The 16,480-nt window shown below is 59.5% G+C and carries 18 protein-coding genes; 9 read left to right on the top strand and 9 right to left on the bottom strand.

Going from position 1 to position 16,480, the window contains the following annotated elements; translation table 11 throughout:
- The first annotated feature begins 201 nt into the window (after window positions 1-201).
- Window positions 202-873: a class I SAM-dependent methyltransferase gene (locus tag IE166_RS17225; protein ID WP_189506372.1), complete on the top strand. Its 672-nt coding sequence runs from the start codon at window positions 202-204 to the stop codon at window positions 871-873.
- Between the two features lie 169 nt (window positions 874-1,042).
- Here IE166_RS17225 and IE166_RS17220 read toward each other — a convergent pair whose 3' ends face one another.
- From IE166_RS17220 to IE166_RS17210, 3 genes are all read right to left on the bottom strand, one after another.
- Window positions 1,043-1,624, bottom strand: a complete 582-nt coding sequence (locus tag IE166_RS17220) for a DUF1349 domain-containing protein (RefSeq protein ID WP_189506370.1) — start codon at window positions 1,622-1,624, stop codon at window positions 1,043-1,045.
- A gap of 480 nt (window positions 1,625-2,104) precedes the next feature.
- A complete protein-coding gene (locus IE166_RS17215) occupies window positions 2,105-3,061 on the bottom strand; it encodes a nitrilase-related carbon-nitrogen hydrolase (protein WP_189506368.1) in 957 nt (318 codons plus the stop codon).
- Window positions 3,062-3,251: 190 nt separating this feature from the next.
- On the bottom strand, window positions 3,252-4,202 hold the full coding sequence (locus IE166_RS17210) for a DMT family transporter (protein WP_189506366.1): 951 nt from the start codon (window positions 4,200-4,202) through the stop codon (window positions 3,252-3,254).
- A 123-nt stretch (window positions 4,203-4,325) separates the two neighbouring features.
- On the opposite strand from IE166_RS17210, the gene IE166_RS17205 reads away from it, so the two are divergent.
- The 5 genes from IE166_RS17205 to IE166_RS20965 all read left to right on the top strand — a co-directional run bounded on the left by IE166_RS17205 (window position 4,326) and on the right by IE166_RS20965 (window position 7,602).
- Entirely contained in the window at window positions 4,326-5,096 is a 771-nt protein-coding gene (locus IE166_RS17205; protein ID WP_189506365.1) for an AraC family transcriptional regulator, read from the top strand.
- 995 nt (window positions 5,097-6,091) lie between these two features.
- Entirely contained in the window at window positions 6,092-6,352 is a 261-nt protein-coding gene (locus IE166_RS17200) for a hypothetical protein (RefSeq protein ID WP_189506363.1), read from the top strand.
- Complete coding sequence (locus tag IE166_RS17195) at window positions 6,349-6,636, top strand: hypothetical protein (RefSeq protein ID WP_189506361.1); 288 nt, start codon at window positions 6,349-6,351, stop codon at window positions 6,634-6,636. Before IE166_RS17200 ends, IE166_RS17195 begins: the two co-directional genes overlap by 4 nt.
- Window positions 6,637-6,689: 53 nt before the next feature.
- Window positions 6,690-6,929, top strand: a complete 240-nt coding sequence (locus IE166_RS17190; RefSeq protein ID WP_189506359.1) for a hypothetical protein — start codon at window positions 6,690-6,692, stop codon at window positions 6,927-6,929.
- 133 nt (window positions 6,930-7,062) lie between these two features.
- On the top strand, window positions 7,063-7,602 hold the full coding sequence (locus IE166_RS20965; RefSeq protein ID WP_407701828.1) for a GNAT family N-acetyltransferase: 540 nt from the start codon (window positions 7,063-7,065) through the stop codon (window positions 7,600-7,602).
- 180 nt (window positions 7,603-7,782) lie between these two features.
- Here IE166_RS20965 and IE166_RS17180 read toward each other — a convergent pair whose 3' ends face one another.
- The 5 genes from IE166_RS17180 to IE166_RS20960 all read right to left on the bottom strand — a co-directional run bounded on the left by IE166_RS17180 (window position 7,783) and on the right by IE166_RS20960 (window position 11,331).
- Window positions 7,783-8,112, bottom strand: a complete 330-nt coding sequence (locus tag IE166_RS17180) for a helix-turn-helix domain-containing protein (RefSeq protein WP_244641556.1) — start codon at window positions 8,110-8,112, stop codon at window positions 7,783-7,785.
- A gap of 345 nt (window positions 8,113-8,457) precedes the next feature.
- Complete coding sequence (locus IE166_RS17175) at window positions 8,458-9,762, bottom strand: Y-family DNA polymerase (protein WP_244641548.1); 1,305 nt, start codon at window positions 9,760-9,762, stop codon at window positions 8,458-8,460.
- Complete coding sequence (locus IE166_RS17170) at window positions 9,746-10,177, bottom strand: LexA family protein (RefSeq protein WP_189506355.1); 432 nt, start codon at window positions 10,175-10,177, stop codon at window positions 9,746-9,748. Before IE166_RS17170 ends, IE166_RS17175 begins: the two co-directional genes overlap by 17 nt.
- A gap of 96 nt (window positions 10,178-10,273) precedes the next feature.
- Complete coding sequence (locus tag IE166_RS17165; protein ID WP_189506514.1) at window positions 10,274-10,708, bottom strand: MucR family transcriptional regulator; 435 nt, start codon at window positions 10,706-10,708, stop codon at window positions 10,274-10,276.
- 455 nt (window positions 10,709-11,163) lie between these two features.
- Window positions 11,164-11,331 carry a hypothetical protein gene (locus IE166_RS20960; RefSeq protein WP_244641559.1) on the bottom strand — a complete coding sequence of 56 codons (168 nt, stop codon included), beginning with the start codon at window positions 11,329-11,331 and terminating at the stop codon, window positions 11,164-11,166.
- 714 nt (window positions 11,332-12,045) lie between these two features.
- Between IE166_RS20960 and IE166_RS17155 the strand changes: the two genes are divergently transcribed.
- From IE166_RS17155 to IE166_RS17145, 3 genes are all read left to right on the top strand, one after another.
- On the top strand, window positions 12,046-12,294 hold the full coding sequence (locus IE166_RS17155) for a type II toxin-antitoxin system Phd/YefM family antitoxin (protein ID WP_189506353.1): 249 nt from the start codon (window positions 12,046-12,048) through the stop codon (window positions 12,292-12,294).
- A 26-nt stretch (window positions 12,295-12,320) separates the two neighbouring features.
- A complete protein-coding gene (locus IE166_RS17150) occupies window positions 12,321-12,725 on the top strand; it encodes a type II toxin-antitoxin system VapC family toxin (RefSeq protein WP_244641547.1) in 405 nt (134 codons plus the stop codon).
- Between the two features lie 116 nt (window positions 12,726-12,841).
- Window positions 12,842-14,800 (top strand): DUF4139 domain-containing protein, encoded by a 1,959-nt coding sequence (locus IE166_RS17145; protein WP_189506349.1) that lies wholly within the window; start codon window positions 12,842-12,844, stop codon window positions 14,798-14,800.
- Window positions 14,801-15,192: 392 nt separating this feature from the next.
- On the opposite strand, the gene repC is transcribed toward IE166_RS17145, so the two are convergent.
- Window positions 15,193-16,455, bottom strand: coding sequence for a plasmid replication protein RepC (repC, locus tag IE166_RS17140; RefSeq protein WP_189506348.1), 1,263 nt, complete (start codon window positions 16,453-16,455; stop codon window positions 15,193-15,195).
- Between the last annotated feature and the right edge of the window lie 25 nt (window positions 16,456-16,480).

Genomic DNA, 16,480 nt, shown 5'->3' with positions numbered 1-16,480 from the left:
GTCGCCGCCGCGGACGGGGTCGACACCGAAAGCTTTGGAACGGCGCCGCGACCACGACCGTGTGGCCTCGGGAGCGACCTACGTCGGCAACACCATGTTTGGAGCGTGGGCGCGAATGCCTTCGTCGGGAGTGCCGTTTGTCTTCCCCACCACCGTCGACCGATCCTCTCGCGATCATCCAGAACATGATGGAGTTGCTGCTTGTCGTCCTTCTCCGATCCAGAAGCGGTGGCCCGATACTCGGAGGGTCCGGTTCGAATGGTGCCTGGCTTCCACCCTATGCAGCGTATGGCCGCCCTGCTGCTGGCGGAGCGCGTTCCAAACGACGGTCGCGTGCTGGTTCTGGGAGCAGGCGGCGGCTTGGAACTGAAAGTGTTCGCCGAACACCATTCAGGTTGGCGGTTCGATGGAATTGATCCGTCGGCGGAGATGCTGGAGCTCGCGGCACGCACGCTCGGTCCGCTCGCCTCGCGCGTCGGTTTCCACAAGGGCACGATCGACATCGCACCCGACGGACCTTTCGACGGTGCGACGTGCTTGCTGACGCTTCACTTCCTGCCGCGGGACGAGCGCCTGCGCACCTTGGTTGAAATCCGGCGGCGGCTGACGCCCGGCGCGCCCTTGGTCGTCGCGCACCACAGCTTCCCGCAGGAACCTGCGGAGAAGTCGCTATGGCTGGATCGCTTCGCAGCGTTCGCGACGGCGCCGGGCATGTCCGCTTTACAGATGCGCGGCGCGGCCGTTGCGATCGGCGAGCGCCTGCCAACAATGTCTCCCAAGGAGGACGAGGCTCTGCTCCGAGAGGCAGGATTCAACGGAGTCGGCCTGTTCTATGCCGCATTTACGTTCAGGGGCTGGGTCGGATACGCCTGACGGATCGGACACGTAGATGACTTGCCCGAGGCCTCGCTCCGCCCTTCGAAGCGGAATAGGTGGCAGAAGCATCGAACGATCCAGCCGCGATCGAACCCTCTCGGACAGCCGAACGGCTGGACATCGCAACGAGAAGCAGACGTTCTCAAGGGCCCCTGGGTTGCTGCGCTTACCGAAGGTCGTGCAGATCCTTCCCAAGATGGTTCGTCAGCGTCCAATCTGAGAAGTGGACTGCCAGACCCGCTCGCTCCGGCGTGCAGCACATCGGGCCGACCTGGTAGCTGACGCCTTCCGGGAATGGACAGAGCCGTATGAGGGGCCAAAGCCTCCCGTCGATCGAGGCCTGCACGCGCAGGACACCATCGTCCAGGGACACGCGCATCCAGAAATCCATCGGGTCGCCATCAAAGCGTCCCATTGCCCAGTCGGACCGCTCGTTTGTCAGGACGCTGCCAAGCAGGGCATGTCCATCCGAAAACTCGAGCCCAGCCTTGATCCAGTGCCGCTCGTCGATCCGGACCATGATGCTGGCTTGGTCGTAGAGGCTCTCGAACTTCGCCCGGATGCGCACCTGAGCGGTGAAGCCGTCGTTGGTCTCCAGTCCCAGGAAGTGGCCGCTGTCGCGCGTGAAACCATAATGCGTCTCGCGCCAGAAGTCGGTCCGTTCGTCGGTCACCATCTGGAGACTGTCGGGGCCAAGCTCCGCCTGCCCTGGTTCGTTCAGCCAAACACCTGTCCTGAGATCCGTCATCGACCCTCATCCTTCGATTATCTCATGGCGTCGGCGCACCAACCCGGCGACCTCTGGCTCAGTCTCGATGGCTGAACCACTTCGACGTACCGGAGCACGGTCCATTGGGCGCTGCAACGCAGGCCCGGCAGCTTACGCTACCTTTACCCCCCAAAAATGCCCGACCGCTTTCCACCCGTCCAGTCTCAGGCGGCCAAGTGGATCGACGCTCGGGAAGCGGTTCATCCGCTGTCGACCCCTTCATTGCCATTCCAAAGCTTTGCGCATCTCACCAAAAGCAGTCATCCGAACGCGTGGGAAAGCATCCCATTATTCCATCGTTCGTCAGCCACTTCGGGAAATGGCATTCAGGATCAGGTTTTAGGCAAGCCCAGGACGGGTCTGGCTCGCGTCCGATCTGCGTCCAGCTTTCTCGTTGAACGTTCCTTTCCGGGAAGGACGGACAGCGCCTAAGGCTACACTTTTACTGATGCCGAGGGATCACCCCTCCCGAGGCGCGAACAGCGGCGCGAACAGCTCCGGCCGATTATAGTGGCCTGCCGTATCGTGGACCATCTTGGGAATGATGACGTCGCCAAGGTCGATGTCGGCATAGACCAGCCGCTCGTCCGAGCCGGTGCCGTCCCCGATCCGCTCGCCGATCGGGCTGAAGATCATCGCTCCTTGTTTGGCGGCGCGCTGCACCTCGAGATACTCGCGATCGGCGTCCGTCGCCGCCACCGCTTCGATATAGGCGTCGGAGAGACGCAACACTGCCGACAGTACAAAGCATTTGAGCGAGTAGGCGAGCCCGGCCGACGCGGTCTGGATTGCGTGCTGCAACGTCACACCCGGCCCGAAGTAGGCAGGCCAAGACGCAACATGAACGACGGGATAGTGGACCGCCGCAGCATATTGCCCGAGCGGATTTGAGTTCTCGCCGCAGATCAGGCCGGATACGATGCCGAAATCGGTTTCGAAGCTATTATGGTGCCCAGTCGTGCCCGGCGCCTGTATCTGGCGTTCGCCCGTTGTTGGAACGTATTTTTGGTGCTTGCCTGCAATCACGCCGTCGCGGGTAATGTGGACTTGCGTGTTGAAGGTCGTGCCAGTCGTGCGCGCCCGGCGCTCGTTAATGCCGACCACGGCGTTGACGCCCGCCTGTCGGCACGCGTCGGCGATGGTGCTGATATGCTCGCCTGGCAAGACGACCGAGTTGAGGAACAGCCGCCGATCGAGATCCCGCGCCTTCGCCCCCTCGCTCAGCGTCTCGTACCAGTTGGGATAGGAAGGGACGAAGTTCTCGGGAAAGGCGATCAGGTCCGCGCCGTTCCTGCCGGCTTCCGCGATCAAATCGCAGGCGATGCGCGTCGAGCCCTCGAGATCGAGGAAGGCAGGCTCGGCCTGGACGGCCGCCACCTTGATGCGCCGGAACTCGGCGCTGTCGTTAATCGTCATTGTTCGTACCTCATGATATTCGTCGGGATAGCCGCAGCGCGTCCACCGGTAGGGCACGCGCTGGCAACGGCGTCGCGTCGCAGCAGGGTAGTGCAGAGCGTGGACAGCGCCGGGTCTTGCAACCCGGCGATCAGCCCGGCGCGCACCAGCCAAGCCGGCATGGCGCCGGCTACCGGTGGAAGGAGGTGCATCACACCTCCTCCGTCGCCCAGGCGGCCGCATTGGGAGTGTCGTCACGAGGCCGCCCGATCTTCCACTCGCGCAGGCCCACCACGACGCCAAGCAGCGCAACGCCACCGCCGATATAATGGTAGGCGTGGAGCCGTTCGCCGAGGATCGCCCAGGCAAGCAGCGCGACGACGACCGGCAGAAGGTTAATCGTCAGCGCGGTGCGGGCAGCACCCAGCTTCGCAATACCGACCATCCAGAACAACGGCGCCAACAGCGAGGCGGGGATCGCCGCGTAGAGGATCAGCGGCACGCCAGCCGCGTCGATCGGCTCGATCGGACCGAGCAGCCATACCGGCACAAGCACGATGGTCGCCGCCACGATCTGCCAGAACAGCAGTTCCCAGACGGGCAGCGTGAGCCCCCAGCGCTTGAGCAGGACGCCGTAGAACGCGTTCGCTAGGACGGCGACCAGCATCAGCGCGTCGCCGATGTGGAGCCCGCCGCGCACTAGGTTCATCGGATCGCCCTGCGAGGTCAGGTAGACGAGGCCGCCGATCGAGATCACGCCGCCGACGATGCGAGCCGTCGTCAGGCGCTCGCCGGCGAAGATGCTGGCGAGCAGCGTGGAGAATAGCGGCATGAGCGCGAGGATGACGCCCATGTTGATCGCGGTGGTGGTCTCGGCCGCGACGTAGGCGAGGCACTGATAGATTACCATGCCGAGCAGGCCACCGATGAAGAGCTTGCCCCAAACCGCCTTTGCGGCGGCGCGATTGCTCCACGCCGCGGGCGCTACAAACGGTGCCAGGACGATTAGCGCCAGTGCCCAGCGGTAGAAGGCGATCGCGCTCGGCGCGACGACCCCGGCTGCGGCCTTGGTGACGATCGCGTTGCCCGACCAGATCAGGACGGTCGCGAGCGGGGCGAGGATCGCCAAGGAGGCGGTGCGGAAAGTGTTGGTCTGGGTCATGGGTATGTGCCGTTGAGAGGGGTGCACGCCTCGCGCGCTCTTAACTGGCAACAATGTAGCCATTGTCCGAAAGACATTATATAGTGACTTTCAGACAATGGCTGTCGATCTTAGGTACGGTGCATGGAGCAGGCTGTCATCGAGGGTGTGGCGCCCGACCCTGTGTCGGTTCGCACGGCCACCTACCCGGCCGGAACCACCTTCCCGCGTCAGGGCCGACCTTGGGGGGAGTTGAACTATGCGCTGTCAGGCGTGTGCGAGTTCGTCATCGCCGGGCGCGCCTATTTGTCGCCGCCTTCCTACGGAATATGGATACCACCCGGCGTCGAGCATCAAGCGTGGAACCGGCAGGCGATCCACTATGCGACGGTGTATGTCGCGCCCGGCCTGTGCGGCGACCTGCCCGCCGAGCTACGCACGATCGCGATCGATCCGTTGCTGAAGGCGATCGTCGCCGACTTCTCGGGCCGCGGCGTTGCCGTGCCGCGTTCGGCGGCCGACCACCGCCTCGCGCATGTGCTGGTCGATCGGATCGTGGCGGCACCACGCTTCGACAGCTACTTACCTGCGTCCGATGATCCGCTGGTCGCGCCTGTGATTGCGGCGCTCCAGACCGATCCCGGTGATCGAACCTCGCTCGACGAATGGGCGCGCCAGGCTGGAGTGACGGACCGCACCCTGTCACGACGATGGGCGGCTTCGACTGGGTTGGGATTTCACGAGTGGCGCCAACGGGCCAAGCTGATAGCCGCGCTAACCCTCCTCGATGCTGGGGTTAAGGTGCAGGACGTGGCGGATCGGCTTGGCTATCGCAGCACATCGGCGTTTGTGGCGATGTTCCACAAGATGACCGGACATAGCCCTACCCGCATCCTCTCGGCAGATGAGAGGTGATCGGTCAATCAGAGTTTGACAACTGTTTGGTTTCCCGTTTTTCCATCATTTTCGATAAGGCTTGCGATGCCCTACAAATGGCGGCCTACCGCCAATCTGTACAATAAGCGGACAGACCGTTTTCCACCAGGTCGGGCCGCTCACGATCGAAGAAGCGGACGGCCGAAAGCAACCCTTCGGCTTTCGACCCCATTCTTGACGTTGATGGCCGGCATCTACATTCCTAGAAGCAGACCATCTGGCGAAAGATAGCGTAGACGGATGGTGCCGCTGTTGGACGAAACATGCGGCAGCGGTACGGATGATGTTTCACCCAATCCGTCCACTTAGGACTAAAACAGTAAGCTAACTCGTGAACCCAGGGAAACGCTGCTGCGCAGTCGTCGAAGTCGGACGTTTATATCAGCTGAGCCCGAGCTTGTGCGGCCGTCCACCTTTGGCCGTTGGCACTCCTCACCTGGATGTTTGTGCCGCCCAGGCGTTCGATCTTAGACAGCAGCGGCAGTGCATCTGCTTGCCTGACCGACTGGCTTTCGCGATCGCCACCCGAGTTTAGATGCGTTATCTCGAATGACATAGGTTTTCCTTGTAAATCGAAATTTTTTCTGGACCGCTAATAGCGGAGATATAAACAGAACACCGTTCTGTGTTTTTCATAGTCACTGAAGTGAAGGTTCAGGCCACACCTTTGTTCCGAAGCCATGAATAAAAAAATCGTTGTACGACAGCCAAATAATTATCTTTAATATTCCACTCGCCCTTGTGTTATCTCAAGAATAAGCGCAATCTCCGAGTGTTGGATTTGGCCAAATGGCTTGGCGGTGTCAGAACCTGGAGCCGCCGTTTCTGAATTCTCCTGAAAATCATTAGCTCGACAACCGCTTAAGCTCACTCTTTCGCGTAATCTCGCTCAGCCGTTCGGCCGATGTTTGATCATGCTCTCAGGCGTAACGAGCTCAAAGTCGGATCGGCGCGTTGCAATCGGAGATCCATCAATGACCAGCCGCACACGCCAAGACGTTGTCCATTTTGCTACCGATTTCACCTTATGGGGCATAGACATGCCGCAACCAGCTGGGACTTATCGCGTCGACTACGATGAAGAGTCTATTGACGGCGCATCCTGGATCGCTTGGCGGAACGTCGGCACCTTCCTGCACCTGCCAGCCATCGTTGCTGGTTCGGCCACTAAACAAATGATGCCCGTCGATTTGGCGGACTTACAATCCGCCCTAAAGAAAGATCAGCAACAATGACCATTATTGCCTCCACCGGTAAGCCCGCGCGCGTATCTGTTCAGAACATCCATATCTTCGAGGTCGGGCAAGCCGTCCGCTTCAAGAATGTTTTCGCAATGCCGCGGATGACGAACACGTACAAGGTGACGCGCAAACTGCCGCCGCTGGGAAATGCCCTGCAATACCGCATCTCGGCAGAAGGAGAAGGCTATGAGCGCGTGACCACGCAGGACGATCTAGAGATCGTGCTTGAAGGATCGACGATCCACAACACCCTCATCCAGAAGACGTTCCGCACTTAAACATTCTGTCGTAAGCTTCTGCATGAACGGCCAGATTGAGGGCAGGATTCGACATGAGCAACGTCGTGACGCTTCATACCGACAAAAGGTGGAAGGCGGTCATTGAGTACAATGGCGGGCGCGGTCTGGAATCAGCGACACACTACTTCGAGGAAGTTTCGGAACTTCATCTAATCATTGAGCACGGAACAGACTGGAACCACCTTGCTCAATGTGTCCTGACGCTCAACCGGACCGATGATGGAAGCGCCCAGAACATGCAGGGAAAGGTGAGAAGCAACGAAAAATGCTGAGTTAGCCGCACCCTAGTCGTACGAAACGCCAACGGCCGGGTAGTAGCGCGACTCAGGGTATCCCTCGATGCCGCCGAACTCGATTACGTCGTTACCGGCTTGGGTCCAGATCTGAGTGCCCGCCTTAAGGCAGATGCAACGACCGGAGCGTTCGGCCTCGGCCTTCATCTCGGCTGCCGTCCGCTTCTTACGATTTCCGCGATGGATTGCTCGTCCTCACAGGCCCACATCGCGTTTTCACCGTTGCGAAGGCGCCTGTCTGCCCTGCAATGGCCGGAATGTGATGCTATGGCAGTCGAACACACGAGAGGCCCGTTTCAGGAAGCGACATCGTTGGTTGGTGCGATATCGTGCAAGGTCACGAGGATGGGGTCTTGGAACGCTCGGAATGGGCGTAGTCTCGCGCTGGCGAGGTCAAGGAATAGGGCGAAAGTTGATCGTTGAGACCTTGAAAGCGGCAGACGACGCTGCCGAGTTCTTGCGAATACAGCTGAGCGTCTATTCGAATAATGACGCCGCGATAAATCTCTATCGCAGCGTGGGCTTTCAGCAAGAAGGCGTTCAGCGCAAGGCCCGCATAAGTCTGAGCGGCTTCGTTGACGTCATTATGATGGCGCGGCTTCAATATGCCGATCTCTGGAATCGCCACAGTGACTTCAGTGCGCAATCTTAGGTCAGCTTTTTCTCAATCCTTGCAGAAAGCTGCCATTTTGCTTTCCACCATCCCTCGCCATTCGGCTTCGATGAAGCGAACACCTACAGCGGACGTACATCAACCGTGTGCTCCGCCATCAGGCGCTTGCACGAGCGAACGCACAACCAGACATTGTTCCCGCTTCACCAACCGTCTAGTCTAGGCCGTCTGTGCCGCCTTATCCTGCAACTGCACCTGTTCCAGGAGCCCGACCAGATGATGCACCTTGCTGTGAGGTAGATCTTGAATCAGTCCGATCAGTCGGCGTCGTTCATCCGCCTCTTCTTGCGTCTCAGCATATAGATGGGGTGCCAGATCGAAAATCAGTTCTAGCGGCTGAATGCCAAATAACTCGCAGAGATGGATCAAACGAGGGACCGTTAAACTGGAGAATGCGCGTTCATAGGGGCCGTATACAGGCATTGAAAGTCCGACAAGGGATGCGAATTCAGCTCGTGTGAGACCGTCTGCCTCACGTCTCTCGCGGATCGAAGCTGCAAGCTTTTCCTCTATCTCCCGGTAGCTTACTACCCCGTCGAAGCCGGGCCGCCTGAAAACGGCTTGTCGACTTCCTCGTCTTTTGTCTCTACCAAGCCACGTAGATTTTTAAAATCAAGCAGATCACGTTTTGAAGGCATGCTATTCCACTCACATCGTTCAATATGCCTCAAACTTCTTACAAGCTAGCCGTTCGAACTGGGAATACCAACATCTACTGAAATCTACTCATTTATACATGATCATGAAAAGCGGATGGATCGTTAGGCAAGTACAAATTCAATCAGTAACGCACTAGGCTATTAGCCTGGACTAAGCCTTCGTAGATCGGTCGCTTCAAGCTGCAACGATTGGCAACTCGCTGAGCCTCGTCGTATATCTCGGCGACCGCATCGAGAACTTGGTGGACCAACCCCTCTTGCCTAGAGCCCCGGCAGAGGCCGGCACAACCGTTCCCCTGCCCCACTTCCTGTTACATTCGTCCATGGCCTCCATCAGCGCGCTGCCGCCTTCGCGGTCGAGCCGGCCAAGCCCGGGCAAGGCACGTTGACTTGCCTCGATCGGAACCAGGTCCACAGTCACGACGCCTGCTTTGGAATAGCGGTAGCCGTCCTTCCATACGGAGCGGACACCGTGCGTGGCCGCCGCGGCCAACACCATCGTGTTGTTCGATGCTTCCGGCAAGGTGACGGTCGTTGATACGGATCGTTGCGGCGCGCTTCGATCATGATCAGAGGTGTGGAAGAACACAGTGACGTGGTCCGTCCCTAGTCCGCCCCGGCGCAGCTTCTCGCTCAATCTGGCTGCATGACTGGCGACCGCCTGCTCCATGGTCTGCCTAGCGTCCACCCGCGACGAGAACATGCGGGTCACCGCGCAGCCCTTGCGCGTAGGCGCATGCTCTTCCAGCGAGAGACAGGACACGCCACGCAGCTCGTGGATGATGCGCTCGCCAACGACCGTCATCGATCGCCTGGCAAGCTTTGGATCCATGCGGGCAACATCGGCAACCGTCTTGAGACCGATGCCGTACAGCCGAGCGGCGCCGGCAGGACCGATACCCCAGACTTCCTCCAGAGCTACACGGCTCATCCATGCAGCTCGTTCGTCAGGATCAGTCAGGTCACATACGCCGCCGAGATCAACATTCTTCTTTGCGATGTGGTTTGCCAGCTTGGCGAGCGTCTTCGTCGGTCCAATTCCTACGCAGGTCGGAATGCCTGTCCATAGCAGAACCTTGGCACGCATCTCCTTGGCCATCCCGGCGCGCTGGCTCGCATCGACATCCGACCAGTCCATGAACGATTCGTCGATGGAGTAGATCTCCACCCTCGGCGCGAACGTGCGGTAGATGTCATTCACCCGCGTCATCATCGAGTGGTAAAGGCTGTAGTTGCTGCTGAACACCCGGACGCCCCGATCTCGGCACAGGTCCTTCATCTTGAAGTATGGCTCGCCCATCCTGATGCCCAAAGCCTTCGCCTCTGCAGTTCTGGCCACTGCGCAGCCGTCATTGTTGGACAACACGATGACTGGGACGAGCTTCAGTTTGGGATCGAAGACGCGCTCGCACGAGCAATAGAAGCTGTTGCCGTCAGAGATGGCGTAGCTCAGCAGCCGGCGCTCACGCACGGTGGGCACGCCGCCTGGCGCAAACGCTGCCTGTCACCGTTCCCCAGACTTCAACCAATGCCTCTTGGGGTAGCTGGTAGGGTGGCAGAGCGCGGTTGGCGAAGGTTAGCGGCACGTCACGCTTGCCAGTCCAACGCTTGAACGATCGGTCGCCATCGATATCCACGACAACGATGTCACCCGGCGCCGGCGGCACCGAGCGATCGACCACAGCGATATCGCCATCGAACAGCTGGGCCTCGACCATGCTGGAGCCCTGGACGCGCACCAGGAAGGTCGCAGCCTTGTTCTGAACGAGCAAGCGGTGAAGGTCGATCTCGTCCTCGACATGATCCTCAGCGGGCGATGGAAAGCCTGCCGGAACAGCCCTTGCGAGGAGCGGGAGGAAGGTTGGCGTTGGCCTGAGGGCGAAGATGGTCAGCATGATCCGTCGCGTACTTTGAACGTGAACGGATCAAGAACATTTTCCTACGCTGAGTCAATCGTCGACGCGATCAAGTCTGTGCTTCCTGAACGTCAATTATGCCTTGGCTTTCCGGCTAGATTTTTGAACAGGCGCTGGTTCGGCTTCAGGTTTCGGGCGGCGGCCCAAGCCGATCCGCTTAGCGAGCATCGAGCGGTTTTCAGCATAGCTGGTTGCGACCATGGGATAATCTGCCGGCAAGCTCCATTTTGCACGATATTGATCGGGTGACAGGCCGAGCTTGGCAAGATGCAGCTTCAACGTCTTGTATTGTTTCCCGTCCTCCAGGCTGATGAGGTAGTCTGGGGTGATAGACTTCTTGATCGGAACGGCCGGCTTCGCCTTCTCCGAAGATGTGGCAGGCTCGGCACTAGACGGTTGGTTCAGGGCGTTCAGCTTGGCGTAGACGCTTTCGATCAATCCCGGAAATTCGCTCATTGGAACCGGGTTCTTCGCGACATACGCGCTTACAAGCTGCGCAGTCATTTCCATGATAGGGCTTACCACCGAAGCAGGTTCGTCTAGAACTGAAGTGTTCACGATAATATCCTCAACTGGATCGAAGGCTTCAATGCAGCGGAGGGCTGCTTAAGCATTCACGTTGTGACTTGTGATCTATCCTCGCCTTTAGAATGAGGCAACATTGCAGGCACAGCTTTCATTATTTGACCAAAGCACATCCTCGGAACAACCTTACAATCATCTCTGTGTTGTTCCCCAGGTTCGGCTAGCACGCATCCATGGCTACCCGCAGCTTGTGCTCGTGTGCATCAAGGCTCCAGCGAACAGCATTTGACTGAAGGCACCATGCCGCGCGCCGACTTCTGTACAAAGAACGCTCTTTCACACCGTCTTTGATGCGACCCCTCCCCTCTTGGAGAGCTGGCGCCCTTGCACAATTCCTATCATTGCATCCGCGGAGGCAAATAGATCGGGAGCGTTAACCATCAGCGATCCCACTGCTTTTTCGCGATCGATCGGCGAAGTGCATCACTGGCTTCAAAATGGGTTTCGTCGTGATCGCCCTTTTCGGCGCTGCCAGCTTGGAAAGACCTTACATTTGCGCCAGCGTCAGCCGACGAACTTTCTTTCATCTTCTTGCGCAACAAAGCCATGACCATCGGCCAAGGCGAAAACTGGCCCGCCCTCGCCCGCTCCGTCAACGAACGGAGATAACCACCGGCATTTCCGATCTCGTCGGCTCGTTCGTAGATCGCACTGTGCGATGGGCTCGATCTCCGATCCGGCGACCTTCTGCGCTACAACCTGGTGTCACCCGACCCGGACGAGCCGGGATGGGTTGGATGGAGCGAATGGTTCTCGGCCTTCTCGACCGATGTGCCCGCCGCCAACTTTGGAATGCATATCAGCTTCTGCATGGGCAGCATTCATGCGGCCCTGATTGGCGAAGGGGTGGCCCTTGGCTGGTCGCGGCTCGTACAGCGCCTTCTTCAGGAAAGGCGCCTCGTGCGCATAACGCCATATTCCATGACAACCCATAGGGTTACTTCATCGTGGTGCCCCGGCACCGCAGTGAGCGCAGCGACGTCTCGCTTTTTGTACACTGGATCAAGGATCAAACTCGGGAGGGTCAGGGGTAAGTCTCTGCCGAGAACACGCAAATGGACCGCTTTGAAAAACTTGCCGCTCCAGTTCTCGTTCTACGGTTCGATCCTTGCTTGGATGCCTTCGCGCGCTTCAGAAGAGGACCTGCCAACCAAGTGGATCGAAGGCCAGCTTTCCAGACATATCATCGGTGCACTCAAATCTTGACGACGGCGATCTTCGAGCGCATATGTGGTCACATATGACCATTTTGTGAGGCTTGGATGCCCATTGTCAGCTTGAGAGATGCGAAGACCGGCCTGTCTTCCTATGTCGACGATGCGATCAGGGGCGAGTACATCACGATCACCCGCCACGGAAAACCCGTGGCTGCCTTGGTTTCATTGGCTGCTGCTGAGATTGCTCAACGCGCTCAAAGACCCCGTCGATCCAGCTTCCTGTCCTACCTGAAAACGTTTCCGGGTGGGGAATTCGACCGCAATACCTCGCCTTCGCGCGAGGTCGATCTTTGACAGCATACCTCCTCGACACGAATGTCGTGTCGCTCCTGTCGCCTTCTCGTGCGCAGGCGACGGCCTTGATCGCCTGGTTGGACAGGACCGATGAGACAACAGAATTTTTCCTGTCAGTCGTTACCGTCCATGAAATTGAGCGTGGCATCATGCTGCTCGAGCGCAAGGGTGCAACAGCCAAGGCAAGTGGTCTGAGGCATTGGATGGCCGGCCTGGTTGCAACTTACGAAGATCGAATCCTGCCGATAGATGCTGAAGTTGCGGCTTTATCCGGAAAGCTTGAGGCTGAAGCGGTCTCTTTAGGCCACAGTCCCGGAATGGCCGATGCGCTGATCGCAGGAACCGCAAAGGCGCATAATCTGACCGTGGTGACACTCAACATGCGGCATTTCGAGCCATTCGGCATTGACCTCATGGCGGTACCTGTCTGATCCAGCCGTGATGGTACACGGTCAGATGCACGGCTGCAGAACTTCCTAGCTAATGCATCAACCCCTGAGCTAGGCTGAGCCTAATCAAACCGGAAGTCGGCATCGGGAGGCAGACAGTGTTCAAAGTGCTTGCGGCGGCGACTGCCCTCGGAACCATGATGTCCGCAGCGGTGGCGCAGGAGAACGGGCCGATCACCCAGGTCACCCTGTCATCGGGCGGTCTCGCCGAGATCGTTCGCACCGCCCGCGTGACGGGCAGCGGTTTGGTTGAGGTCGACATCCCGACCGCGCAGATCGATGATGTTCTAAAAAGCCTGCTGGTCCGTGATCCATCCGGCAAAGTCGGGAAGGTGTCGCTGGATGGTCCTGCGCAGGATGACCTTGCGCGCCGAGCCCTCCCCTTTCCGGCAGGCGAACTGACATCGGTGCCCTCCTTGCTCTCCGCGCTTCAGGGATCGCGCATGACTATTTCGAGCGGCGGCAAAACGCTCACCGGACTTGTGATGGGCGTGGAAACGCGGTCCATGGGCGAGAACGAAACGCTCGCTCTTCTTACAGTTGTCAGCGATGACGGAGCGATCGACACGTTGAAGCTCGGTCCTGATGCCCGGCTGACCATCGAAGACCCGTCTGTTCGCCGAAAGGTCGACGCTTCGATCAAGGCGGCAGGCGCCCGCGCGTCGGATGGCTCGCGATTGGTTCGCATCGCCGTCGAAGGCAGTGGCGAGCGCGATGTCACGCTTTCTTATGTGGTTGAAGCCTCGGTCTGGAAAGCTGCCTACAGGATCGTCGCCGACCAAGATGGCAAGGCGCGCATGCAAGCCTGGGCCATTTTGGAAAACGCAAGCGGCGAAGATTGGAATGGCATCCACCTTTCGCTTTCTTCCGGCAAGCCGGTGACCCTCAAGCAGGCGCTGCATCGTAGGTACTGGGCGGATCGCACGGAGGTTCCCGTATCGGTCGGCAGTGCGCCACTGCCTGCAACAGACACCGGCGTCTTGGCGATGGAAAGTGCAGATCACGAGCCGTCACGCATGCGAGCGTCGGCGATGCTAGCTGCCCCCGCGCCTGCTGCAGAACCAGCACCTCTCTTGTCGCAGGCAGTTTCGGCCGAAGCGTCGGAAGGCGATCTTTCCGCAAGGTACTTCCTGCCTGGAACCTATGATCTGCAGAGCGGGCAAAGCCTGTCGGTCCCTCTTGTGGATGCCGACCTGCAGGCCAGCTTGGTGTCGGTCTACCGTTCCGGCCAGGCGAGCAGCCATCCCATTGCCTCCGTGTCGCTGACCAACGCCACCGGGGCCAGCCTGCCACCCGGCATCGTCACCGTCTACGATGAGCGTTCAGGCTATCTCGGCGATGCTCAACTCGGCGGCGTGCCTCCCTTAGAAAGCCGCTTGGCCGGCTTCGCTGCTGACAGCAAGGTGCAAGTGGTGGAAGAGGCCGAAGATGAGACCTCGATCATCGATGTCAAAGCCGTGGACGGCCTGCTGAAGGCGACCTTCCGCAACCGGCAAAGCGTGACATACCGCATTGCGGGTGCGGCCGACGCACCTCGGACGGTGGTCATCGAGCATCCCCGAATGGCTGGCTGGACCTTCGCCTCCGATGCGGCCGACGGCGAGACCGCCACTCATCACCGCCTTAAAGCGTCTATCTCGCCAAGTAGCTCGGCCACTGTGAAAGCCATGCAGGAGATGATCCGCGAAGAAGCCTACGCACTTGTCGATGCTGATGCGCAGCAGCTCGTTTCGCTGGCAGGTTCAGCGCGCGACCCTGAAACCAGGCGCAAGATCGAGGAACTGGCCGACGCACGCCGCCGACAAAGCGAGGCGCAGCGTGCCATCGATGACGCGACGCGCGACATCGACGAGCGCTCGCAGGCGCAGGCCCGCATCCGCGACAATCTCGGCGCAGTGCCTGACAACAGCGATCTCCAGAAATCCTACCTCCAACGCCTGTCCAAGGCCGAAGATGCGATTTCAGCTTTGGAAGCCAAGCGCGGGGAAGCGTGCGAGGCGGAAGCCGAAGCGTCCAAGTTGGTTGGCGAAGCCATCAGGTCCTTTACATCTGACTAAATCAACGCGGAAGAGACCCATTCTAGGGATCGTGGGTGCAAAGCTTGCCTGACATCCGCCCGCCCACCGAGAAGCGGATTTGGAGACGAACCACAATGGTTCGTCTCATGCAGGATACTGCTTGGAAAGCCGGCTACTTGCGGAAGGCAGCGTGGCGGCTTTGGTCGCTTCCCTCCAGCGGCGGCAAGAGCACGCTGCTTCGCTGCATCAATCTCAACGGATGCTTCGTGCAGCTCTCCGAGTTGACGTGCTGCCGTGAGAGGAAACGCCCGCGGCATCTTCCAAGATTGCATGATCATCGTACACTCTCGTCAGGTTTTCGGCTGCATTCGGCAGATTGGCAGCAAAATGCGAAAGATCTGATCTAAATCCCGGCAAATACGTCGTGTTTGTCATCTGGGTTGCCCGTTTTCCAGCGCGGCAAGCATCGGTATGACCGAGAATTTGCCGGCTTCAGCCCGTTCGGTGAGCGCCCGAAGATAGCCGCCCGGCGACCGGATATGTTCGGCGCGTTCCAAGATTGCGGCGATGGTCATGGCAGCACCGAGATCGCCCATTGCTTCACGCGCCCGCGTCCAGGCATCGGCTGAAATCCCCAGCATCGACCGGACCAGTTCAGCGGTGGTCAAAACGCTTCGCCAATCGGCAATCCCGTCGCGGGCATAGGTGGCAAGGGCCGGGCAAACCGCCAGGAGGTAAGACAGAGGTACCGTCGTGCTCTTGGTTTCGGGCGCCCTCCCCTCTTTCGTGTCTGGCCTTCCCGTACCATTCGGTTGGCTCAAAGCATCCAGATTGTCGCTCGGCGCTTCCTTCAGTTCGTTTGCCGAGCCCTTTTCATAATGGTGGTCTGTTTTTGAATTCTGATAGTGCCGCTCGAAATCGGCGTCATTGCCGCTCATTTCTTGTTCTGACATGGAGTTGAGGTAGGATGTCTCGACCTCGGCGCGCAGGCGCAGGAGTGCATCGCGACGCGCTTCCAGGAGGGGGCGTTCGGCGTTGCGGGCAAGGCGACGGCCGAGCGGCATCAAGGAGAGCGCGAAGCCTTGCCAATCCCCTGCCCTTGTTTCAGCCAGCCCCGCTTCGATGATCTTGCCGACATCGCGCAGATGGATGGTGATCTCGCCGCGCAATCGATGGCACAAGCGGCTTTCGTCGCGCATGTCCTCGGCGGCGGCATGGATGCCGGCAGCGGCGAGCGCCAAGGGTGAAAGATCGAAGCCGAAGGCGTTCTCGACCACGCCGCGCTCGTTGCGCTGGCAATAGCGCTTTCCGTTCGGGCTGTCGCGGCGCAGAACCAGGCCGGCCTCCACGAGGGCCGCAAGGTGGCGCCGGAGCGTGGCATCGGCCATGCCGCGCGTGCGCAGCGAAAGCTCGGCGTTGGACGGGAAAACGATGATGGGTGCGGTTCCATCCAGCTCGCGGTCGGGATGGAAGCTCAACAGCGCTTCCAGAACCGCGATCGTGCGATCCGACAGCTTATAAAGGCCGCGCGCTTCCGTCAGCGCCTTGAGGAGCGCATATTTCTCGGCCCGACCGGTATCGTTGCCGCCTTTCGCCAGTCCTTCGCGCTGCCGATCGATGGCCTGCCTGCGCTGAAATTTAGCCGCAGTCATTCGTCCGCCGCCAAATGGCGTCGTTGCTAAGCGTTCCGTCATGATCACCTCGTCGAGGAGGCACAGA

Origin of the sequence: Tianweitania populi, assembly GCF_014652875.1 — a bacterium.
Taxonomy (GTDB): domain Bacteria; phylum Pseudomonadota; class Alphaproteobacteria; order Rhizobiales; family Rhizobiaceae; genus Tianweitania; species Tianweitania populi.
This window is presented reverse-complemented; position numbering and strand designations above follow the sequence as displayed.